Here is a 21,212-nt window from a genome sequence, read left to right as displayed (position 1 = left end):
AAGCCCGTCAGTTCACGCTGTCACCATTGCCCAGCAACTCACGAAGTCTTTCCGGCGACAGATTTTTTGAGCGAAAGAATTCTGAAACCGCATCGGGTGAATTGACCCCGTTGGGTGCCTCAGCCGGTTCCTGTGCCTCCTGCCGTACCGGCGCTTGGCTGTTCGCACGCTCTGCTCCGGCAGATGGTGTGCTGCGCTTTTCGCGCCGCCGTTTTTCAGCGGCCCGCCGCGCCTCTTCCTCGGCCCTGGCCTTCGCAGCCCGCCGTGCCTCAGCCTTCGCCCTTGCTTCGGCTTCCTCCCTCGCGCGTTTGCGAGCCTCTTCTTCCTCTTTCTTCTGGCGCAATTCGCGCTCAAGTCTCTGCTTTTCCGCCAGCGCGCGCGCGCGCTCATCCACAAGGGCTGCAAAATACCGCGCTTCCCGGCGCAGCCGCTGCTTTTCGAGCAGAACAGACTGCATGCGCTCGACCCGCACCTGCTCGCGCTCAAGTGCACGCTGGGTCAGATACTGCGCAAGCGGCCCCACAGACAGTTCAGACCCCGCAAAGCCCATGGGCCCCGACACCGACACCTCGACGCGCGGCTCCGCGCCGACAACCGCATCGACACCGGGTTTGAATGTCAGCGTTCCATCCGTCGCGATTTCCATCCTCTGAAAATCGGCGGTCGCTGTCGTGGTCAGCGTTGCCTCGTCGGTTTCAAGGCGGATCGGAGGTGTGCGCGCCACGCCGCCGGCAATGGTGAAGGCAAATTCCGTATCCCCCGCAACAAAGCGGCCATCACGGAGGAGCGAGGGTGCGAAGGCCTCCGTCCTTGCCGTGTCGATTTCATTGCCGAGCGCGTCCGCCTGTTCAAGGATTTTCGGCAGCGCCGCCGGATTGAGCCCGGAAATGACAAGTTCGCCGATACGGGCAGAGCCGGAGCCGGTCAGCGCCGAAGCCATGCCGTTGACCGTCTTGCCGCTTGCCGTGGCACTCACCCGTGCCGAAAGATCGCCTGCAAGCCGCGCCTGGGGCAGAAGCGTCTCTACAGACACCGCCTCAAGGCCTATCTGCGCCGTCAGTAGGCCGGTTCCACCATTGTTCCTGAGCGTCGCAAAACCGTTCAGGGCCCCGTCGAAGACCCGCGTCCTGAGATCGGAGACCGAAAGCCCCTCTTCGTTGAGCCTGAGCTTCAGGCTGGCCTCCTGCCCGGCTGCAAAGAAGCCCGCCCATAGCGAATCGGCCTGCAGGTCGAGGTCTGCCGAAAACGGCAGATCGACATTGCTGCTGAAAGGTTCTTCCGGCCAGGCACCGCTTTCCTCCCCCGAGAGAACGTCGGGCCCGAGCACGAGTTCGGCAGCGGGCGCAAGGTCCAGGCGCGTCATGTTGAGAGCACCGTCGATCCGCGGCCTGCCACGGTCGAGCGCGATGTTCACATCGCCGCGAATGTCGCTGCCGGCAACCGAGCCCTCAAGCGCCGACATCACGACGACCTTCTCGCTCCATTCCAGCGCCGCGGCCAGTTCGACCGGCAATCCAAGCCCGAACCCGGGCAGAACCACACCACCAACCGCCAGCCAGGGTTCGATGTCGTTGCTCACCACCGACACCGCACCATCCAGAGAGGGAGCAGACAGCACATTCAGCAATGCCCCATCAAAAGAGGCATCAAGCCCCTCCCCTCCGAGCTTCACCGTGGTCTCGATCCGCTCTGCCAGAGATCCTTCGGCGGAGAGTTCGAGCGTCGCTCCACCAACGAGACCAAGCGGAAGCGACGGCAGCCCGCCAAGTCCATAAAGCACTGCCGCGTCATCGTTGTGCAATTCCATTGAAAGTTTGAAATTGCCCTGAAGCGGCGACTGGCGTGGGCTCTGGTCGGAAAGCGAAAGGCTGAAACCTGTTCCACCCGCCTCGCCCTGCGCGCTCACGGCCAGCCCGACATTCTCATCCCCGCTGCCGGCGGCGCTGGCGACAATGTCGAGTTCGGCATTTTCCAGTAGCCCCGGATTGGAGCGCACGCGATCGGCTGCTGCAGAAAGGAACCCGTTTTCGGGGAAACGCCCGGCAAGCGTGAGCACCAGATCGGCAAGATCTGTCGAAACCACCGTCGCATCGACCTTGCCGGTTGGCGTGGTGGAAAAATCGCGGATCTGGCCGGTGGCGCCAAGCTGTGCCCCCGCAAATCCGCCCAGCGCCAGCCGGTCGATTTCCAGAACCCCACCGCGAAGCCGCAGCGCGGTGTCCACCGTTTCGGCTTCCAGGCCGGATGCCGAAACGGGGCCGGCCTTCAGAGCAAGGTCCACATCATGGCCCGAAAGCCTGTTGACCCCTGCATCATTCACGAACAGCGAGGCAAAGGCACGCATGCCATCAAGGTCTAGCGCCTCTCCCTCAAGCGCCAGGTCGAGCGCTGGTCGCGCGCCAGTCGCAGAAGCCCGTTCCATGCGTCCGTAAAACCGCGCACCGCCGAGAACGAGCTCCAGCGCCTCAAAGGCCTGCCTCTCACGCGAAAGCGAAACGTCAGCGCTGAACCCTGCCGAGGAGAGCCGCCTGACGGCATCATCCACATCCCGCGAAACCCAGTCCGCAAAGCCCGATGGCTGCGCGATCGCAAGCAGCATGTGCCCGTCAAACGACAATGCTTCGCTCGTGCGCAGCGTCCCCTTCGCCTCAAACCGTGTCCTTCCCGGCAGCGTTGCCGCCACCGAGCCTATGGACCAGCCGCCATCGGTCGGTTCGGCGCGCAGATCGATGTTGCGGATCGTCGTGTCGCCGGCAACGATGGCCGGCAGGCTGATCGAAACCTCGCCGGGTATGGACGGCGCTGGAAGGGCGCGCATGAGAGACGCAAACGCTTCGAAGCGGCCGGCCAGATCCAGCCCCTCCATCGAGCCCGCCTCGCTGTCCTCGGGCTCGAAGCGCAGTTGTGCACCATCGGCCTCGATCAGAAAGCGCGGCTCGCTGCCCAGCGCGAGATTCGCCCTTCCCTCGGCCCGATAGGGCGCGTCGGCCGGCCCTGTCTCGAACCGGAAGGCGTCCACCGCAAGCCGGTCATGGCGCAGCATGAAAGAGCCACTCATGCGATTGGTGGCGGAAGCTCCAGTCAACGCAAGCGGACGATCCGCGTTCTCACGCAGTTTCGCCATCGCCTCTTCGGAATAGGTGTTGAGTGCAAAATTTCCGTCGAAATAGGCCGCTCCGTCCGCCATCCGGGCCTGGCCATCGACGGCAAGTTTCAGCGGCAGCGCATCGGGCACCGCCGTCACCCGCAGGCGCATGCGCCCGTCATCGCCCGCCGTACCGGTGGAAACCGAGACCCGCATCGGCATTTCGTCGAAGGCCAGCGTGCCGCCAAAGCGCCATGGTCCTGCAAGGCTGGCGGCCGAAAGCTCGGCATCGATGTCGGTTATGGTGTGTACGCGCCCGCTGGCGGCATGGCCCAGCGTCACCTCCCCATCCACCACGCTGACACTCTCGAGTGTCACCTGGCGGGGATCAAACGGCCCCGAGGGTCGCACGGCCCAGTCGATGCCGCCATCAGCCGAAATGGCGATCCGCGCCCGGGGGCCGGGTCAGCTGCATGTCGAAGATCAGCACCTCTCCGCGCAGGAAGGGGGCAAGCTCGGCATGCATGGAGAACTCGTCAACCGTCATTCCGGGCGCCTCGGGCGTTTCGCCCGCCACCACCACATCGGTAAAGGTCAGCGAAGGAAACGGCAGCAGCCGCGCCCGTGCGCTGCCCTCCACCCGAACCTCACGCCCAAGCACACGGCCAGCCTCGCGCTCGAAGGCGGAACGGTAATGATTCCAGTCGATGAAATAGGGAGCGACCAGCGCAGAAGTCAGCGCCAGAACAACCAGTCCACCGAAGAATACAAACAGCCGGGCCAGTTTCAACTCTCCAAGGTTCAACGCATGCTGCGTTACACTAGTTCGTTTTCAGTGGCATTAAAGAGGCAGCCCCGTGATCATCGCACAAACCTCCGTTATGTCCGCCTAGTCGCAACGATCTTGCCCGGGTTCATGATGTTGAGCGGGTCGATCGCCTGCTTGACCGCGCGCATCACGTCAACGGTGTCGCCCAGTTCCTCTTCGAGAAACCGCATCTTCCCCTGTCCGATGCCATGCTCGCCGGTGCAGGTCCCGTCCATGGAGAGTGCCCGCCGGTTGAGCCGTGCGACAAAGGCCTCCGCCTGCTCGATCTCCCCGGGGTCCTCCATGTCCATCAACACCAGAACGTGGAAATTGCCATCCCCCACATGGCCAAGCACCGTGGCCATCAAACCATGTTCTGCAATGTCGGCCTCGGTTTCCACGATACATTCGGCCAGTCGCGAGATCGGCACGCAGACATCGGTGGAAAGGCCGCGCGTGCCAGGGCGCAGCGCCACACAGGCCCAGTAGGCATTGTGCCGGGCCTTCCAGAGTCTGGTGCGCTCCTCGGCAACACTGGTCCACTGAAACGGGCCACCACCAAATTCCTCGGCAATCTCACCGAACGTTTCGGCCTGTTCCTTCACGCCGGCATCGCTTCCGTGAAATTCCACGAACAGGCAGGGGCTCTCTGGGTAGTTGAGGTCGGAATAGGCGTTGATCGCCTTCATCGCCAGCGCATTCACGAATTCGATACGGGCTACCGGCACGCCCATCTGGATCGTCATGATCACGGCCTGACAGGCCGATTCCACATCGGGAAAAGGGCATACCCCACCCGAAATCGCCTGGGGTATGCCATAAAGCTTCAGCGTCATCGCGGTAATCACGCCCAGCGTTCCTTCCGCACCGATCAGGAGGCGCGTCAGGTCGTAGCCGGCCGAGGTTTTGCGCGCACGCCGCGCCGTGGTGATCAGCCGCCCGTCTGGCATCACCGCCTGCAGGTTCACCACATTGTCGCGCATGGTGCCATAACGCACCGCATTGGTGCCGGAAGCGCGCGTCGAGGCCATGCCGCCGAGGCTCGCATTCGCCCCCGGATCGATCGGGAAAAACAGGCCGGTGTCGCGCAGATGATGGTTCAGATCCTCCCGCGTCACGCCCGGCTCGACCGTACAGTCCAGATCCTCCGCATTGACCGAGAGAATGCGGTTCATGTTCATCAGGTCGAGCGAAATTCCACCGCCCGGTGCGTTGACGTGCCCCTCCAGAGAAGACCCGGCCCCGAACGGTATGACCGGCACACGGTGTTCGGCGCACATGCGCACCACATCCTGCACTTCCCCGGCGTTGTTGGGCGCAAACACGGCATCGGGCAGTTGCGGCGGGATGTAACTGGTTGAATGAGCATGCTGCTCGCGCACCGATTGGCCGGTGAGAACGCGTTCTCCAAATCGCTGCCGGAGAATTTCCAGAACCCGCGCGATGCCCTCGTCGTTTTTCACGACCTTTTCCAGTTCCGCCAGCGCCATTCACATTCTCCTATCAGGTGGTCCAACCCTTGCCGCACCGAACCGTTTTCGCTTCTATCCGAATCTGCCGCAAGTCGAACAGATTACACAAGCCAGGGATACACAGGACCAATGCCGGAAGACGCTCCCCATATCTCGCGCGTATTCGAACTGCAGAAGGACTGGATCGATTTCAACGGTCATCTGAACATGGCCTATTATACGGTTCTTTTCGACCGCGCTTATGAAGAAGTGTCGGAAGGCTTCGGCATGGGCGAGCGCTACGCGGCCGAAAGAAGGCTCACCACCTACACCGCGGAAATCCACCTGTGCTACGTGCGCGAGCTTCATCTGGGAGACAGGGTTCGTGGCAGCTATCAGCTCCTCGACCATGATGAAAAGCGCCTGCATTCCTATCAGGAACTGCGCCATGCCGACGAGGGCTGGCTGGCGGCCACATGCGAAGCGATCACCCTTCACATCGACATGGCCGGTCCCAGGGTCGCCCCGTTCCCCGCCGACGTCCTCGAACGCATTCAGGCGATGCGAACACGGCATGAAACACTCCAGCGGCCCGAGCGCGCCGGCCGTTCCATCGCCATCCGGCGTCGGAAGCGTTAGGGTCGGGAATGTCCCTCCTCAGACTGATACAGCGCCTGCCTCGGATTCTGCGAACCTGGATCGAGCCCAATGTCACCGCGTTTCTTGAGGCAAGACTGCCACTGGTCTGGCTTCTGTCCCTGTTTCTCGGCCTTGGCGTGGCCGTCGCTGCCATCGCTTTCCGCGAGCTGATCGGATTTTTCCAACTCTTCTGGCTTGGCACCAGCTCAGAGCTCGTTTTCACGGCTGCACTTGCGCTGCCATGGTACTGGATCATGGCCGGCCCCGTTTTGGGCGGTCTTCTCGTCGGCATTTTGCTCACCCGGCTGGAAGCCCGGCGCACAGGTGCGGTGGCCGATGTGATCGAGGCGCGTGCACTGTCCGGTCGCAAGTTGCGGTTTCGTGAGGGCCTGCTCTCCGCATTCGTCACCGCCCTGTCGCTCGGTTCCGGCGCAAGTGCAGGGCGCGAGGGCCCGGTGGTCCATCTGGGCGCCGTTCTGGCAACGGCAATTGCCTGGCGCGCAAATCTGCCCGAATGGTGCCGCCGCACCCTTCTGGGAGCCGGTGTCGCCAGCGCCATCTCCGCATCCTTCAACGCCCCGATCGCCGGCGTTCTCTTCGCGCATGAAGTCATCCTCGGTCACTATGCCATGCGCTCCTTCGTGCCCATCGTCATCGCCTCGGCGGCAGGGGCTGTGGCCTCACGGCTGTGGTTCGGCAGCGCTGCGGCATTTCTGGTCCCCACCCACCAGATCACGTCATTCTGGGAGTTTCCCGCCTTTGCGCTTCTGGGTGTTACCGCCGCCATCGTGGCGATCCTGTTTCAGTTTTCGCTCTTCGTGTCGGATTACGCCGCCCGGGGAATAAAGATCCCGCTGTGGACCCGACCGCTGGTGGGCGGCATTCTTGTCGGCGCCATCGCCGTCGTCTTTCCGCAGGTGCTTGGCGTGGGTTACGAAGTCACGGACATGGCTCTTTGGAACCGGCTTCCGCTCATCACCATGCTGGCACTGATCGTCGTGAAAACGGCTGCCACCTCCATCACCCTTGCCATGCGTTTCGGCGGAGGCATCTTTTCACCGGCCCTGTTTCTGGGGGCACTCACAGGCGGCGCATTCGGCATCATCGCCGCCGCCGTATTTCCAACCATGGCTTCCAGCGAGGGGCTTTACGCCATTCTCGGCATGGGAGCGGTCGCAGGCGCAGTCCTTGGCGCCCCCATTTCCACCACCGTCATCGTCTTCGAACTCACCGGCGGCTACGAACTCTCTATTGCGCTTCTTCTGACCGTTGCCGTCGCCCATGGCATCACCCAGACCATTCACGGCCATTCATGGTTCCAGTGGCAGCTGGAAATGCGCGGGCTTTTTCTGGTGGAAGGGCCGCACAAGACACTCGGCCATGTCATTCGTGTCATGGACTTCATGGAGCCGCTGGATGAGGAGGCCGAGCCCGTTGCCTACGACCCGGAGACCGGCGCCCCCTCGCTGAAGCCCACCGACACGCTGGAGGCAGCGCTGCGCGCATTCGACAAGGGCGGGCACGACCGTTTGCCGGTCGTTGATCTCAAGGACCCGACAAAGGTCATCGCCTTTGCGAGCCATGTCCGGGCCCTGCGCTTTTTCAACCGCGCCCTCGTGGACATGAGCGAGGAAGAGCACAGATAATCGTTCACAAAGAGACAGTTAGAGAATTAACACCTGCGCAATTTTTCGTTAACCATAACGCCACTCGCAGGATGTTTGCACAAGTTTAACCATGCCGGCGGCTTGAAGCGCCACCAGCCAGGACGGACCATCCACACCCATGAAGCTCGATTCGTAGGTGGCGGGAATCCCGGTGTTGAATGAGGAAGCCAAAGCCCTCTCGGAAAGTCTCGCGCACACGCACGAGATCTCCGATTACGACTTTTGGCGTGCGCTGAAATCGATCGAAGACGAGCTTTACTGGCTGGAACGAAATCGCCGGCCCATCCCGATAGAGCTGGTTTATGTTCGCGCAATCGTTCGCACCGCGCGCCAGAAGCGCCTGTTTCTGGAATATGACCCCTCGCCGCACGGAACATATTGAGCGAACATCCTGACTCTGCGCCCCTTTCATGGCTCCCGGCAATCTCTATATACACCGTAGATTTTGAAGGAGCCTCCTCCATGTGGTCCATCGGCGAACTCTCGAAACGCGTGGGCGTAAAGGTGCCCACGATCCGCTATTACGAGGAAACCGGCCTGATAGACCCGCCGGAACGCTCGTCGGGCAATCAGCGCCGCTACGGTAAACAGGCCATGGAACGCCTCGCCTTCATTCGCCACGCGCGTGAACTGGGGCTGGGCATCGATGCCATCCGCTCGCTGATCGACCTGAGCGGGCACCCCGAAAAACCGTGTGAAACAGCAGACACCATCGCCCGCGAGCATCTCGGCGAAGTGCGCCAGCGCATCGCACGCCTGCAACGGCTCGAACAGGAACTGCAGCGCATTGTCGACAGCTGCGACAGTGGCACGGTCTGCGATTGCCATGTTCTGAGAGCGCTGGCCGATCATTCCCTCTGCGAGAGCGAGCACTGATGACCACTGCAGATGGATTTGCCGGCTGTCAGCATCTTGGTTCATGGGCGACAAACCGGTACAAATGGAAAACATCCTTGGGCTTTGCCCCCCGAATCACCCTATGCAGGTCCGATGTCCGGCTTTCCTGACGATATTCCGTTCTTCGACGAAGACGACCCCGCCCCGCCCCCACAGGCTGCGCAAAAGCCGTCAGGCATCGCCGCGCGCGCCATGGCGGCGCGTTCGGGCGGCCCGGACACGCGCTACCTCGACGCGCTCAATCCCGAGCAGCGGCTCGCCGTGGAGACGACCGAGGGGCCCGTCCTGGTACTTGCGGGTGCCGGCACCGGAAAGACCCGGGTTCTGACCACGCGCATCGCGCATATCCTGGCCTCTGGCCGTGCCTATCCCTCGCAGATTCTCGCCGTCACCTTCACCAACAAGGCCGCGCGCGAGATGAAGGTGCGCATCGGCACGCTGGTCGGTGAAGCGATCGAAGGCATGCCATGGCTCGGCACGTTCCACTCCATCGGTGTGAAGATCCTGCGCAAGCATGCAGAGCTTGCGGGGCTGAAAAGCTCCTTCACCATTCTCGACACCGACGATCAGATCCGCCTCATGAAGCAGATCATCCAGGCCGAGGGGCTGGACGACAAGCGCTGGCCACCGCGCCAGTTCGCCCAGATGGTCGATGGCTGGAAGAACAAGGGGCTCGCGCCGAAGGAAATTCCCGAGGGTGACGCCCGCGCCTTCGCAAATGGCAAGGGCCGCGAGCTTTACGCCGCCTATCAGAACCGCCTGAAGACGCTCAACGCCGTCGATTTCGGCGACCTCCTGTGCCATCCGATCCGCATTTTGCGTGATCACCCCGATGTGCTTGCAGACTATCACCGCCGGTTCAGATACATCCTCGTCGACGAGTATCAGGACACCAACACCGCGCAATATATGTGGCTCAGGCTGCTCGCCCAGCGCCCCAAAAGCACGGAACCCGTCAACATCTGCTGTGTTGGCGACGACGACCAGTCGATCTATGGCTGGCGCGGTGCCGAGGTCGACAACATCCTGCGCTTCGAGAAGGATTTTCCCGGCGCCGCCGTTATCCGGCTGGAGCGCAACTACCGCTCCACCGCGCATATTCTGGGCGCTGCCTCACACCTTATTGCCAACAATGAAGGGCGTCTGGGCAAAACGCTTTTCACAGAACAGTCCGATCCCGACGATCCCAAGGTGAAGGTCCATGCCTCGTGGGATTCAGAGGAGGAAGCCCGCGCCGTCGGCGAGGAGATCGAGGCGCTCCAGTCCAAGGGCCACGCGCTCAACGACATCGCCATTCTGGTGCGCGCCTCCTTCCAGATGCGCGAATTCGAAGACCGCTTCGTCACGCTCGGCCTCAACTACCGCGTCATCGGCGGCCCGCGCTTCTATGAGCGCATGGAAATCCGCGATGCCATGGCCTATTTCCGCATCGTCGCGCAGGCGGCCGACGATCTCGCCTTCGAGCGCATCGTCAACACGCCGAAGCGCGGGCTGGGCGAGGCCAGCGTCCGCCAGATCCACGATGTCTCGCGCATGCGCGAGGCAACGCTCCTGCAGGCCGCGCGCGACCTCGTCGGCACCGAGGAGATGAAGCCCAAGCCGCGCGCCTCGCTGCGCACGCTCGTTGAAAACATCGAGCGCTGGCAGGGCATGCTCGACCGCACGCCGCATACCGAGCTCGCCGAGATCATCCTCGAGGAGTCGGGCTACACCGACATGTGGAAGAACGACCGCTCCGCCGAAGCGCCCGGCAGGCTCGAAAACCTCAAGGAGCTGATCCGTTCCATGGAGGATTACGACAGTCTGCGCGGCTTCCTCGAACATGTTGCTCTTGTCATGGATGCCGAGCGCGACGAGGAACTCGATGCCGTCAGCCTCATGACGCTCCATTCCGCCAAGGGGCTCGAATTCCCCACCGTGTTCCTGCCCGGCTGGGAGGAAGGCCTCTTCCCTCACCAGCGGGCGCTCGATGAGGGCGGCCGCTCCGGCCTGGAAGAAGAGCGGCGCCTCGCCTATGTCGGCCTCACCCGCGCCAAGCTCAACCTGCACATCTGGTTCGCCTCCAACCGGCGCATTCATGGCCTGTGGCAATCCACCATTCCGTCCCGCTTTCTCGATGAGCTTCCCGAGGCTCATGTGGATGTGGCCGAGGAAAGCAGCAGCTATGGTGGCTATTCCGCTGGCCAGCCAGGCCGGCCAAACCCCTATGGCAAATCCCGCTTTGACGATCAGGCCGCGTTCTCAAACAGCTACGCCACGCCCGGCTGGCAGCGCGCCCAGAAGAACCGCACCGAGGCAACGTCCCGCAACTGGGGCAGCCGCTCCGGCCATCAGGTGGAACGCATCGGCTATGGCGAAGCGGATTCGGGCTATGGCGCCGGGCGCGGTTCGGTCAAGGGTCGCGTGATCGAGGGCGAGCTTGTCGCCAAATCGGTGTCCGACACGCCGTCCGCCTTCAAGGTCGGCGATCGCGTGTTCCATATCAAGTTCGGCAATGGCAATGTGGCGGCCATTGAGGGCAACAAACTCACCATCAATTTCGATAAGGCCGGCCAGAAGCGCGTTCTCGACGGGTTTGTGGAGCGGGTCTGAGGCAGAGCAGAACGGCCTCTCCGTCTCAGGCCGCGGAAGCCTCCGGCTTTACATAGACGAATTTTCCCTCGGCATTCTTCTCACGGGTCAGAACCCCGGTGCGCGCATGGCGAGACAATGGCCCGGAAAAGGCGTTCGACTTGTAGCGTGTTCCAAACGTTTCCTGACAGCGCGCAACGATGTCGCCAATGGTCCGCGGCTCGTCGAAAAAATCGCTTTCAAGCAATTCGTTCAGCGCGGCAACCGCGCCTCTTGCGCTATCAGTGGTTGTCTTGCGGCGCCCGGGACGAGAGGCGTTGCGCACGATCTGCATCATGCCCGGACCGGCAATGAACTCGCTCACACCACCTTCGGAAAAACCGTTCACGGGCGTTTCCGGCCGCCCAAGAACGAGCTCGACCACGCGCAGCTGCACGGCTTCCGACTCGAACTTGTTCACCGCCTCGGAAAGCTCGGTAAGCTGCTGCTTTAGTTTGTCGATGTCCTTGATCATCAGATCCGCCCCGGAACCTTAGCCTCCCGCAAGAGACAGGATAGCTGGGCACATATCTCTCCATAAGCTGCCGCTAAGTCAAGTGCGCGGGGCACTTGTATACATCAAACAATGTCCGCCTCTGTAGTATTGCTGGCCAGCAGATCAAAGACAGTTCTCAACACCGGGAAATACAAGTGATGGTTGCCCGAAGCGAAATCGCCTGATCCGGATCGGAATTGCATTTCTCATGTCTTGCAGACACTGCTGACGAGCCTGGCCGGCACCACAACCGGTTTCCTCCTGTGATTGAAAATCGCATCAACACATCTCAAAGGAATCATGAGCTATGGTGCAGTGCTGGTTCGGGAACAGGAGAAATCGAAACACGGGCAAAAGTGTTTGCTTCCCCCTTTCGGTAGCCCTGGCCTTGAACGCGTTTCCCTGCCAGCATCGTAAGACCTCCACCCAGAAACCTCCCGTCGTCTCCGGACGGCGGGAGTGTTTCTCCGTTCCGCGGCGTGCTTGCGACAAGATGAAACTTTGCGTCCGCCGGTTTCATTCGCTTAATATGAGGCATGCAACACCACCGCTCACGGCAAACAGTTCCATGGGTCGCAGTTTTTGCGGCAACGCTCATACTGGCAGCCGCGACGGGCGTTGCGTTTTCCATGTGGCTGCAACACGGAAGCGGGATCTTTCTGGCGCTGGCACAGTCCGGACTGGCATGGTGTCTGTAAGCAACTTTTCCGCAAAAAGAATTTCAGGTGAATTTTCATGATGCGCTCCATTCTCATCGGCATCCTGGCCGTTATGGCCGCTGGCGTCGGCCCTCCTCACTTTCCAGTGGTATCAGCAGCAGAATTCCGGCAAGGCCTTCGGCGTGCCCTTCGAACTGGTCGATCAGGATGGAAACACGATCACCGAAGCAGCCTTCAAAGGCGGCCCCACAGTGGTGTTCTTCGGCTTCACCCACTGCCCCGAAGTGTGCCCCACCACCCTTTTCGAACTGGAGGCATATCTTGAGGAACTCGGTGAGGAAGCGGCCGAGATCGAGCCCTATTTCGTCTCCGTAGATCCCGAGCGCGACACCCCCGAGGTGATGAAAACCTACCTGTCGAACTTCTCCGATCGCATTACAGGCATTACCGGGGCCCCCGAAAAGGTGGCCGCCATGGCCAAGGGCTATTCCATCTATGTGCGCAAGGTGGATCTGGAGGATGGCGACTACACGATGGATCACACGGCATCGATCCTGTTGCTTGATGGCGATGGCGACTTTTTCGGAACGATCGCCTATGAAGAAAATCGTGAAACCGCCATTGCCAAGCTCAAACGTCTGGCAAACGAAACCTGAACCGGAACCAAATGGGCCAGACACGACTATTCTTGACCGCACCGCGCGAGCAGGCCGAAACGATATTCTCGGTTCTCGACACACATTTTGAAGATGACGGACTTCCCATCAGCATTTTCGAGCCGGAGGAAGACAGTGGCATCTTCCAGATATCGATCTACGCCGAAGACAATGTCGACGGGCTGGAAAAACGGATACTGGAAAGCCTGCAAGACATCGTATCCCTGCCACCGGTTGAACGGGAAGTGGTCCCCGATATGGACTGGGTCAGCCATTCACTGGAAGGGCTTCGCCCGGTACGCGTCGGTCGGTTTCTGGTCCATGGCAGTCATGACCGGCAGCTTCAGCGCATCGGCGACATCGCAATAGAAATCGATGCGGGTCTTGCATTCGGCACCGGCCATCACGGCACGACCGCCGGCTGCCTCAATGCGCTGGTCGACATTCTCAAAAGCGAACGGCCACGCAATGCGCTGGATCTTGGAACAGGCAGCGCGGTGCTGGCCATAGCCGTCGCAAAAGCCGCCCGGATCCCCGTTCTGGCAACCGATATCGACCCGGTTGCAACGGGCGTCGCCCGCGCGAATGTCCGCCTCAACGGCGTGCCCAGCCTTGTCGAAACGCACACGGCGCCCGGCTTTCATCACAACATCTTTGCGCGCAAGAAACCGTTCGATCTGATCGTTGCCAACATCCTCGCCCGCCCGCTCATGGCATTGGCACCAGACATGGCGCGTCATCTCACATCGGGCGGTTCCCTCGTCCTCTCGGGCATTCTCGAACGGCAGCGACGAGCTGTCGTCGCCGCCTATGGCGGTCAGGGTTTCCGCCATGTGCGCACCCAGGCACGTGAAGGCTGGGTCACAATTCACCTGAAACGCTGAGTGCGCTGGGGTCGGACAAACAAACACCCGAGAGCCAACAGGTTCCCGGGGTTTGGATCGAACGCTCATCCTGGCGGATCAGAACATGTGAGACACGCTGCGGCTGCGCTTGAGTTCATCACGGTTGTAGCCGTGCGCACGCAGGGTTTCGTCATCCAGCATCAGAAGCGCACCGTTGACATAGCTCCGGACCTGCTTCTGACGAGCTTCAATCAGCGCGTCGAATGCGCCGCGGAAAAAGCCACGCTTATGGGCCATCTGATTTCTCCTTAAATCCTTGCAACGGAAAAACCGTTGTTCATGGGCCTTAAGATAGGCCTGCAAAGCCCGTTCAACCAGCGTCGATTGCGCATGGCTACCATCTCATTTTGCATTGCAGCAAAGTAATTGTGCAGCGCGATATAAGCATTCCCTGTGTTTGGACCCGTTCCGCTTTTCCTCCCCATGCGATAGGTTCGGCCGATATTTTCAGACCAAGCGGCAAGGCTCCATGTTTCAATCTTTCGACGTCACCGCCGACCCCAGCCAGGGCATCGCCCGCGTCGGCAAGCTTCGCGATGCAATGGCGAAATCAGGTCTCGACGGCTATCTCGTCCCCCGGGCAGACGAGCATCAGGGCGAATATGTCGCCCCTTCCTCCGAGCGGCTGGCATGGCTCACGGGCTTCACGGGTTCGGCCGGCGCAGCTCTCATCCTGAACGATCGCGCGGTCCTCTTTGTCGATGGTCGCTACACGCTTCAGGCCGCAGAACAGACCGATCCGTCGGTCTTTACCGTTGAAAGCCTGATCGACAACCCGCCGCGTCAATGGATCGCCGAAAACGCCCGGGAGGGCAGCCGCATAGGATTCGACCCATGGCTGCACACCATTGCCGAGCTGCGTGCCCTGCGTGGCAAGGCAGAGGCGCGCGGTATCGAGCTGGTTCCGGTGGCCGAAAACATGATCGACAGCATTTGGGAGGACCGCCCCTCCCCGCCACTGGCGCAGGCCCGAATCCATCCAAAAGACCGGGCGGGAGAATTGGCCACCAGCAAGCTCGAGCGCATGGCAAAAACCATCAGCGAGGCGGGCGCGGATTGCACGGTCCTCACCGACCCCTCATCGATTGCATGGGCGTTCAACATTCGCGGTCAGGATGTTCCTCACACGCCGCTGGCGCTTGGTTTCGCTCTGGTCCCCGCAACGGGGCGTCCGGCGCTTTTCCTCGACAGGCGCAAGCTCGACCGCGAAACCGAGGCCTATCTGACGCAGCTCGCCGATCTGAAAGCGCCTTCATCACTGGAGACCGAGCTGTCCGCATGGGCCGGAACCTCAGGGGCAATCGGCCTTGATGCGTCGCTCGCTGCCGAGAAACTGCGGCTGGTCGTGAAGGAGGCAGGCGGACGCACCACCGACCTCGACGATCCGGCAAGGCTTCCGCGCGCGATCAAGAACCCCACCGAGCTGGAAGGTGCCCGTTCCGCCCATCGCCGGGACGGCGTGGCCATGGCCCGTTTCCTCGCATGGCTCGACCGGCAGGAGCCTGGCACGGTCGACGAGATCAGCGCGGTGCAGAAGCTTGAAGCATGCCGTTCAGAGACCGGTGAGAGCCTGCAGATGCCGCTTCGCGACATCTCCTTCGACACGATTTCGGGTGCAGGCCCCAATGGTGCGATCATCCACTACCGCGTCACCACCAGAACCAACCGCATGCTTCGGGCGAACGAGCTCTATCTGGTCGATTCGGGTGCACAGTATGACGATGGCACCACGGACATCACCCGAACCATCATCATCGGCCGCGCCAATAACGACATGCGGGATCGGTATACGCGGGTTCTGAAAGGGCTCATCGCGCTCTCCACAATGCGCTTTCCCAAAGGCACGCGTGGAATGGATCTGGACCCGTTCGCACGCCATGCCCTGTGGCAGGCCGGCCTCGACTACGCCCATGGCACAGGTCACGGCGTCGGATCCTATCTCGCGGTACATGAAGGTCCGCAGCGCATCGCCCGCACCGGTACGCAGGTTCTCGAAGCCGGCATGATTCTTTCCAACGAGCCCGGTTACTACAAGCCCGGCAGCTACGGCATCCGGCTTGAAAACCTGATCGTCGTGGAGCCGGAGAGCGCGATTCCCGGCGGCGACATCGAGATGCACGGTTTCGAAACGCTGACGCTTTGTCCGTTCGACCGCCGGCTGATCGATGCTGATCTGCTTTCACCGGAAGAGCGCAGCTGGATCGATGCCTATCATGCACGGGTTCGCGAAACCCTCGCCCCGCAGCTCGACGGCGAAACGCGCGCATGGCTGGAGGAGGCCACGGCCCCGCTGCCGTAATCGCTCTCTACTGACCAAGAAGGTGGCGGAGCAGAATGAGCACCGCCGCCGAGGTCAGGAACATGGGCATCATGCCGCCCGCAACAAATGACACGATCACACCGGTCGCCAGCGCCGCGATCTCGGGTATCCCCCCATTCATTGCCGCCGGTGCCACCAGCGTGGTCAAAACCGCAGCCGGAACAGCGTTCAGCCCGGCTTCGACACGCGGATGAATACGCTCGAAACGCGACAGAACCATATGACCGCCAATGCGGGTCATAAACGTCAGGAGCGCTCCTGCAAGAATGATCCAGACCGTTGTGCTCATGGCGTTTTCCTGCCTTTGCGCGCATCCGGCGCCATGACGGCGGCCAGTGCAACTCCGGCAATGGCACCGATGGAGACGTGCCAGGGCGAGCCGACCGTGCGGTAGGCAATCATCGAGACCACCGCACTCATCAGAACGACCGGCAGCCAGAAGGAGCGCTTGCGGAAACTCATCACCAGCCCGAGAAAATAGATCGGCAGGAGAAAGTCGATCCCCAGAGCCTGTGGATCGGGCAGAAGATTGCCGAACAGCGCACCAAGCCAGGCTTCGGCCACCCAGCACACATAGAGCGGAAGCGCCGCCCCCATATACCAGCCGAAGGAGACGGTTCCATGGGTCTCGCCCCGTCGTTCTGCCTCTGCAAACATCGGGTCGACCAGCATGAAGAAGCCGAGCAACCGCTGGACGGGCCCCCAATGCGCGATTCGCCGCCCCGTGGTTGCGGAATAAAGAACATGGCGAAAATTCACGGCAAGGATCGAGAGAACAATCAGCCACGGAGCCACTTTCTGGCCAAACAGCTCGATCCCGACCATCTGGCTTGCACCGGCGAAGATCGTGGCGCTCATCAGCACGGCTTCGAAAACCGAGAAATCGTTCTCAACCGCAAGCGCGCCAAACAAAAGCCCGAACGGCATCGCCGCGACCACCACGGGCACGCTGTCGCGCACCCCTTGCGCAAAATCGCGCGGGCGCGCGCTGTCCTTGGCAATGTCGGCTGTCATGGTTCCTCCAGAGGACCGCAGTTTAGGTCAACAAGACTGACCAGTCATTCCAATTCCATTGAGCCACGCATCAACGGAGATGAAGAGCTTGGGCTAGCCGCCCACCCGATCGAACCAGGCATCCTCGTCGATCACCTCGATGCCCAGATCCGCAGCTTTCTTGAGTTTCGATCCAGCCCCGGGGCCGGCCACCACCAGATCCGTCTTTTTGGAAACCGATCCCGCAACCTTCGCGCCCAGCCGCTCGGCCATGGCCTTGGCTTCATCGCGCGACATGCGCTCCAGCGCGCCGGTGAACACGATGGTCTTGCCGGCAACGGGCGAATCCATCGCTGGCCGTTCGGCCTCCTGCACATCGATTTCGCCTGCCAGCGCCTCGACCAGTTCGCGGTTGTGTTCCTCGCCGAAATAATGCGCCAGCGAATCGATCACCGCATCGCCGATATCGTCGAGCGCATCCATTTCCTCGCGCGCCTGCGCATCACCATCGGCCACAGCCAGCACCGCGTCGTGAAATTCCTGCCACGAGCCATAGGCCCGCGCCAGCGTCTTGGCCGTCTGTTCGCCCACATGGCGGATGCCGAGCGCGTAGATCACCCGCTCCAGCGCGATTGAACGCCGCGCCTCGATCGCTTCGAACAGGTTGGCGGCCGATGTCGCCCCCCAGCCTTCCTTGTCCTTCAGCTTCTTCAGATTGTCTGCATCGCGCCTTGCAAGCGTGAAAATGTCGCCCGGCGCCTTCACCGGCAGATCAGCATCGTTGAAGAAAAACTCGATCTGCTTCTCGCCCAGCCCGTCAATGTCGAAGGCGCGCCGCGAAACGAAGTGCCGCAAATGCTCGACGCGCTGGAACGGGCAGGCAAATTCACCCGAACAGCGACGCACCACACCCTCCGCGCCCGAGCCGATCCCCTCACGCACCACCGGGGTTTTCAGTTCGCACGGGCAGACGGTCGGAAACGCGAAAGCCTGCGCATCGGCCGGCCGCTTTTCCTGGATCACGCCAAGGATCTGCGGGATCACGTCGCCGGCGCGCTGCACCGTCACCGTGTCGCCGATCATAACGCCCAGCCGCTCGATCTCCTCGGCATTGTGGAGTGTCGCATTGGTCACCACCACCCCGCCGACGGTCACCGGCTCCAGCCGCGCAACCGGCGTCAGCGCGCCGGTGCGGCCCACCTGAATGTCGATCCCGTTCAGTATGGTTGTCGCCTTTTCGGCGGGAAACTTGTGGGCAATCGCCCAGCGCGGGCTGCGCGACACAAAGCCCAGCCGCTGCTGCAAGGCCAGATCGTCCACCTTGTAAACCACGCCGTCAATGTCATAGGGCAGCGTCGCCCGCTTTTCCTCGATCAGGCGATATTGTGCCAGAAGCGCTTCGGCGCTCTCGCAGCGCTTCATCAGATCATTGACCCGAAAGCCATACCTCTCCAGAGCGGCCACCATGCCCGTCTGTGTGTCGGACGGCATGTCGGAGACCTCCCCCCACGCATAGGCGAAGAATTTGAGCGGCCGCGCCGCCGTCACGGAGGAATCGAGCTGGCGCAGCGAGCCCGCCGCCGTGTTCCGGGGGTTCACATAGGTCGGCTTGCCAGCCTCCTCCTGCCTTTTGTTAAGCGCAAAGAAGTCGGCATGGGTCATATAGACCTCACCGCGCACCTCGATCACCTCCGGCGGATCGCCATCGAGCACATTGGGAATGTCCGTTACCGCGCGCGCATTGGCGGTGACATTCTCCCCCTCCTGCCCGTCGCCACGGGTGGCAGCCGAAACGAGCCGTCCGTTCTCATAACGCAGCGAAAGCGAAAGACCGTCGATCTTCGGCTCGGCGGTCATCGCCACCGGCGCATCGGCATCAAGCTTCAGATAGCGGCGAATACGCCCGACAAAATCGACCACATCTTCGTCGGAAAACGCATTGTCGAGCGAAAGCATCGGCACCCTGTGCCGCACCTTTTCGAACTTCTCCGAAATGGGCGCCCCCACCCTGCGCGAGGGCGAATCCTCCCGAACGAGTTCTGGAAAGCGCTGCTCGATGGCCAGATTGCGCCGCCGCAAAGCATCATACTCGGCATCCGAGATCGTCGGCGCGTCTTCACCGTGATAGTGCCTGTCATGCTCTTCGATCTCTCGGGCGAGCTTCTCCAGCTCTTCCCTGGCTTGCGCCTCCGTCAATGTGTCAACGGCTTGCTTGGCTTTGGGCATGACAATCCATCCGGATGTGAACGGGAGCGCAGTGTAATCGATCCGCGCGCGGTTTTGGCAGCCGTCTTTTTACGTGGATCATCCCTGCTGACAAGGCCACCCGTCAGGCCGTGAACAGGTTCGCTCAGGAAGCCGCCATGCTGCCCTGCAGCAGACGCTGGGCAGCCGCACGCGCCTCGTCCGTCACGGTGGCTCCCGCCAGCATGCGGGCAATCTCTTCCTGCCGCGCTTTTGTGTCCATCACAGACACACCGGTCGCAACCCGGTCCGTGTCGCCGCTCTTGGCGATCAGATAGTGGGTGCGCGCCCGCGCGGCGACCTGCGGGGCATGGGTGACGGAAAGCACCTGAATGCGCTCGGAAAGCCGCGAAAGCCGCTGTCCGATGGCATCCGCGACCGCACCGCCCACGCCCGTGTCGATCTCGTCAAACACGAGCGTCGGCGCCGAACCACGATCGGCCAGAACCACCTTGAGCGCGAGCAGAAACCGCGAAAGCTCGCCACCGGAGGCCACTTTCATCATCGGCCCGGCCCGTGTTCCGGGGTTGGTGCGCACCCAGAACGCCACATGATCGATGCCTTCCTCGCCCCGGTCATCGGCCTCAGTGGCGATCTCGACGATGAACTCCGCACGCTCGAGCTTCAGCGCCGGAAGCTCCGCCATCACCGCCCTGCTCAGTGCCGCACCTGTCTCACGACGCAATTGCGAGAGCTCCGCCGCCACGGCATCGTAGGTCTGAACCGCAGCCTTCGCTTCCTGCTCCAGCGCCGCCAGGCGTTCTTCGCCGGCGTCCAGTTCATCCAGATCTCCCACCATGCGGGCACACAGCTCCGCCAGATCGTCCACCTGCACATTGTGCTTGCGGGCCACGGCACGCAGCGCGAACAGGCGTTCCTCCGTGTCTTCAAGCCGCTGCGGGTCAAACTCCGTTGCCCGCATGGCCTCGTCCACAGCCGATTGCGCGGCATCGAGCGAAAGCAGCGCAGAATCGAGCGGCTCGATAATGCCGTCAAGCAGGCCCGGTGCGTCCTGTGCCTTGCGCTGCAGCCGGCGCAGAAGGCTCGATAGCTGCGAAACCGGCGAGGCGTGGCCGGAAAGCACTTCCTGTGCGTCGGAAATGTCGCTGGCGATCTTTTCCGCGCGCATCATTCCGGCGCGCTCTTCGGCCAGCGCCGCTTCCTCTTCCGGACGCGGATCGAGCTTGGAAAGCTCCTCCACGGAGGCCCTCAGAAAATCGGCCTCGCGCGCCGCCGCTTCCACACGCGCCCTGTGGCGCGCAAGGTCCTGTTCGCATTTGCGCAGGTCGCGCCAGGCCATGCGCACCCGCGCCACCGCCTCGCCATGGCCTCCGAATGCATCGAGCAGTTCACGATGGATACCCGCATCCACCAGTGCCCGCTCGTCATGCTGTCCGTGGATTTCCACGAGCTGCCGCCCCACCTGGCGCATCAGCGCCACGCTGGAGGGCTGGTCATTGATGAACACTCTCGTGCGTCCGTCCGCGCTTTGCACACGGCGCAGAATGATATCCCCCTCATCATCGATCGCGTTTTCCGCAAGAACGGCGCGAACGGGATGCGAGGCCGGCAGGTCGAAAACGGCAATCACCTGTCCCTGATCCGCGCCGTGGCGCACCAGAGAGGCGTCGCCGCGCCCGCCGAGCGCAAGCGAAAGCGAATCGAGAAGAATGGATTTGCCCGCACCGGTTTCACCGGTGAGCACCGAGAGCCCCCCGGAGAAATCCATGTCGAGGCGTTCAATCAGGACGATATCGCGGATCGACAGATGAGACAGCATGG

General features: G+C 61.9%; 16 protein-coding genes and 1 pseudogene. 8 read left to right on the top strand and 9 right to left on the bottom strand.

Annotation, left to right across the window (positions count from 1 at the left end; all coding sequences use genetic code 11):
* Positions 1 to 7: 7 nt before the first annotated feature.
* The 3 genes from AB2N04_RS09820 to AB2N04_RS09810 all read right to left on the bottom strand — a co-directional run bounded on the left by AB2N04_RS09820 (position 8) and on the right by AB2N04_RS09810 (position 5,383).
* On the bottom strand, positions 8 to 3,463 hold the full coding sequence (locus AB2N04_RS09820) for an AsmA-like C-terminal region-containing protein (protein WP_367718596.1): 3,456 nt from the start codon (positions 3,461 to 3,463) through the stop codon (positions 8 to 10).
* Between the two features lie 52 nt (positions 3,464 to 3,515).
* The gene (locus AB2N04_RS09815) at positions 3,516 to 3,875 is read right to left on the bottom strand and encodes an AsmA family protein (protein WP_367718595.1); all 360 of its coding nucleotides are present in this window, start codon (positions 3,873 to 3,875) and stop codon (positions 3,516 to 3,518) included.
* Between the two features lie 89 nt (positions 3,876 to 3,964).
* On the bottom strand, positions 3,965 to 5,383 hold the full coding sequence (locus tag AB2N04_RS09810) for an FAD-binding oxidoreductase (RefSeq protein ID WP_367718594.1): 1,419 nt from the start codon (positions 5,381 to 5,383) through the stop codon (positions 3,965 to 3,967).
* 111 nt (positions 5,384 to 5,494) lie between these two features.
* Here AB2N04_RS09810 and AB2N04_RS09805 point away from each other — a divergent pair, with 111 nt between their 5' ends.
* The 5 genes from AB2N04_RS09805 (at position 5,495) to AB2N04_RS09785 (ending at position 11,139) form a co-directional block, all read left to right on the top strand.
* On the top strand, positions 5,495 to 5,983 hold the full coding sequence (locus AB2N04_RS09805; protein ID WP_367718593.1) for a thioesterase family protein: 489 nt from the start codon (positions 5,495 to 5,497) through the stop codon (positions 5,981 to 5,983).
* A gap of 8 nt (positions 5,984 to 5,991) precedes the next feature.
* A complete protein-coding gene (locus AB2N04_RS09800; protein WP_367718592.1) occupies positions 5,992 to 7,629 on the top strand; it encodes a chloride channel protein in 1,638 nt (545 codons plus the stop codon).
* Between the two features lie 175 nt (positions 7,630 to 7,804).
* The gene (locus tag AB2N04_RS09795) at positions 7,805 to 8,032 is read left to right on the top strand and encodes a hypothetical protein (protein WP_367718591.1); all 228 of its coding nucleotides are present in this window, start codon (positions 7,805 to 7,807) and stop codon (positions 8,030 to 8,032) included.
* An 80-nt stretch (positions 8,033 to 8,112) separates the two neighbouring features.
* Positions 8,113 to 8,526, top strand: coding sequence for a helix-turn-helix domain-containing protein (locus tag AB2N04_RS09790; RefSeq protein WP_367718590.1), 414 nt, complete (start codon positions 8,113 to 8,115; stop codon positions 8,524 to 8,526).
* A gap of 114 nt (positions 8,527 to 8,640) precedes the next feature.
* On the top strand, positions 8,641 to 11,139 hold the full coding sequence (locus AB2N04_RS09785; protein WP_367718589.1) for an ATP-dependent helicase: 2,499 nt from the start codon (positions 8,641 to 8,643) through the stop codon (positions 11,137 to 11,139).
* 25 nt (positions 11,140 to 11,164) lie between these two features.
* Here the strand turns inward: AB2N04_RS09785 and AB2N04_RS09780 are convergent, their stop codons facing one another.
* Positions 11,165 to 11,632: a hypothetical protein gene (locus AB2N04_RS09780; RefSeq protein WP_367718588.1), complete on the bottom strand. Its 468-nt coding sequence runs from the start codon at positions 11,630 to 11,632 to the stop codon at positions 11,165 to 11,167.
* Between the two features lie 756 nt (positions 11,633 to 12,388).
* On the opposite strand from AB2N04_RS09780, the pseudogene AB2N04_RS09775 reads away from it, so the two are divergent.
* Positions 12,389 to 12,968: pseudogene (locus tag AB2N04_RS09775) on the top strand (SCO family protein).
* Between the two features lie 11 nt (positions 12,969 to 12,979).
* Complete coding sequence (locus AB2N04_RS09770; protein ID WP_367718587.1) at positions 12,980 to 13,852, top strand: 50S ribosomal protein L11 methyltransferase; 873 nt, start codon at positions 12,980 to 12,982, stop codon at positions 13,850 to 13,852.
* Positions 13,853 to 13,930: 78 nt separating this feature from the next.
* Here the strand turns inward: AB2N04_RS09770 and AB2N04_RS09765 are convergent, their stop codons facing one another.
* The gene (locus AB2N04_RS09765; RefSeq protein ID WP_367718586.1) at positions 13,931 to 14,110 is read right to left on the bottom strand and encodes a hypothetical protein; all 180 of its coding nucleotides are present in this window, start codon (positions 14,108 to 14,110) and stop codon (positions 13,931 to 13,933) included.
* Between the two features lie 232 nt (positions 14,111 to 14,342).
* Between AB2N04_RS09765 and AB2N04_RS09760 the strand changes: the two genes are divergently transcribed.
* A complete protein-coding gene (locus AB2N04_RS09760) occupies positions 14,343 to 16,172 on the top strand; it encodes an aminopeptidase P family protein (protein WP_367718585.1) in 1,830 nt (609 codons plus the stop codon).
* A 7-nt stretch (positions 16,173 to 16,179) separates the two neighbouring features.
* On the opposite strand, the gene AB2N04_RS09755 is transcribed toward AB2N04_RS09760, so the two are convergent.
* From AB2N04_RS09755 to recN, 4 genes are all read right to left on the bottom strand, one after another.
* Positions 16,180 to 16,482 (bottom strand): AzlD family protein, encoded by a 303-nt coding sequence (locus AB2N04_RS09755; RefSeq protein WP_367718584.1) that lies wholly within the window; start codon positions 16,480 to 16,482, stop codon positions 16,180 to 16,182.
* Positions 16,479 to 17,207 (bottom strand): AzlC family ABC transporter permease, encoded by a 729-nt coding sequence (locus AB2N04_RS09750; protein WP_367718583.1) that lies wholly within the window; start codon positions 17,205 to 17,207, stop codon positions 16,479 to 16,481. The genes AB2N04_RS09755 and AB2N04_RS09750 overlap by 4 nt, the downstream gene beginning before the upstream one ends.
* Positions 17,208 to 17,300: 93 nt before the next feature.
* Positions 17,301 to 19,412, bottom strand: coding sequence for an NAD-dependent DNA ligase LigA (gene ligA, locus AB2N04_RS09745; RefSeq protein ID WP_367718582.1), 2,112 nt, complete (start codon positions 19,410 to 19,412; stop codon positions 17,301 to 17,303).
* A gap of 124 nt (positions 19,413 to 19,536) precedes the next feature.
* Complete coding sequence (gene recN / locus AB2N04_RS09740) at positions 19,537 to 21,210, bottom strand: DNA repair protein RecN (protein ID WP_367718581.1); 1,674 nt, start codon at positions 21,208 to 21,210, stop codon at positions 19,537 to 19,539.
* Between the last annotated feature and the right edge of the window lie 2 nt (positions 21,211 to 21,212).

Source organism: Nitratireductor sp. GISD-1A_MAKvit, from assembly GCF_040819555.1.
Lineage (GTDB): Bacteria > Pseudomonadota > Alphaproteobacteria > Rhizobiales > Rhizobiaceae > Nitratireductor.
The sequence above is the reverse complement of the archived record's forward strand: the minus strand, read 5'-3'. Positions and strand labels throughout refer to the sequence as shown.

Coding starts and splice junctions, on each gene's coding strand:
- AB2N04_RS09780 (WP_367718588.1), bottom strand. CDS start 11,632: ATGATCAAGGACATCGACAAACTAAAGCAGCAGCTTACCGAGCTTTCC.
- AB2N04_RS09810 (WP_367718594.1), bottom strand. CDS start 5,383: ATGGCGCTGGCGGAACTGGAAAAGGTCGTGAAAAACGACGAGGGCATC.
- AB2N04_RS09755 (WP_367718584.1), bottom strand. CDS start 16,482: ATGAGCACAACGGTCTGGATCATTCTTGCAGGAGCGCTCCTGACGTTT.
- AB2N04_RS09785 (WP_367718589.1), top strand. CDS start 8,641: ATGTCCGGCTTTCCTGACGATATTCCGTTCTTCGACGAAGACGACCCC.
- AB2N04_RS09760 (WP_367718585.1), top strand. CDS start 14,343: ATGTTTCAATCTTTCGACGTCACCGCCGACCCCAGCCAGGGCATCGCC.
- recN (WP_367718581.1), bottom strand. CDS start 21,210: ATGCTGTCTCATCTGTCGATCCGCGATATCGTCCTGATTGAACGCCTC.
- AB2N04_RS09800 (WP_367718592.1), top strand. CDS start 5,992: ATGTCCCTCCTCAGACTGATACAGCGCCTGCCTCGGATTCTGCGAACC.
- AB2N04_RS09790 (WP_367718590.1), top strand. CDS start 8,113: ATGTGGTCCATCGGCGAACTCTCGAAACGCGTGGGCGTAAAGGTGCCC.
- AB2N04_RS09805 (WP_367718593.1), top strand. CDS start 5,495: ATGCCGGAAGACGCTCCCCATATCTCGCGCGTATTCGAACTGCAGAAG.
- AB2N04_RS09765 (WP_367718586.1), bottom strand. CDS start 14,110: ATGGCCCATAAGCGTGGCTTTTTCCGCGGCGCATTCGACGCGCTGATT.
- AB2N04_RS09770 (WP_367718587.1), top strand. CDS start 12,980: ATGGGCCAGACACGACTATTCTTGACCGCACCGCGCGAGCAGGCCGAA.
- AB2N04_RS09750 (WP_367718583.1), bottom strand. CDS start 17,207: ATGACAGCCGACATTGCCAAGGACAGCGCGCGCCCGCGCGATTTTGCG.
- ligA (WP_367718582.1), bottom strand. CDS start 19,412: ATGCCCAAAGCCAAGCAAGCCGTTGACACATTGACGGAGGCGCAAGCC.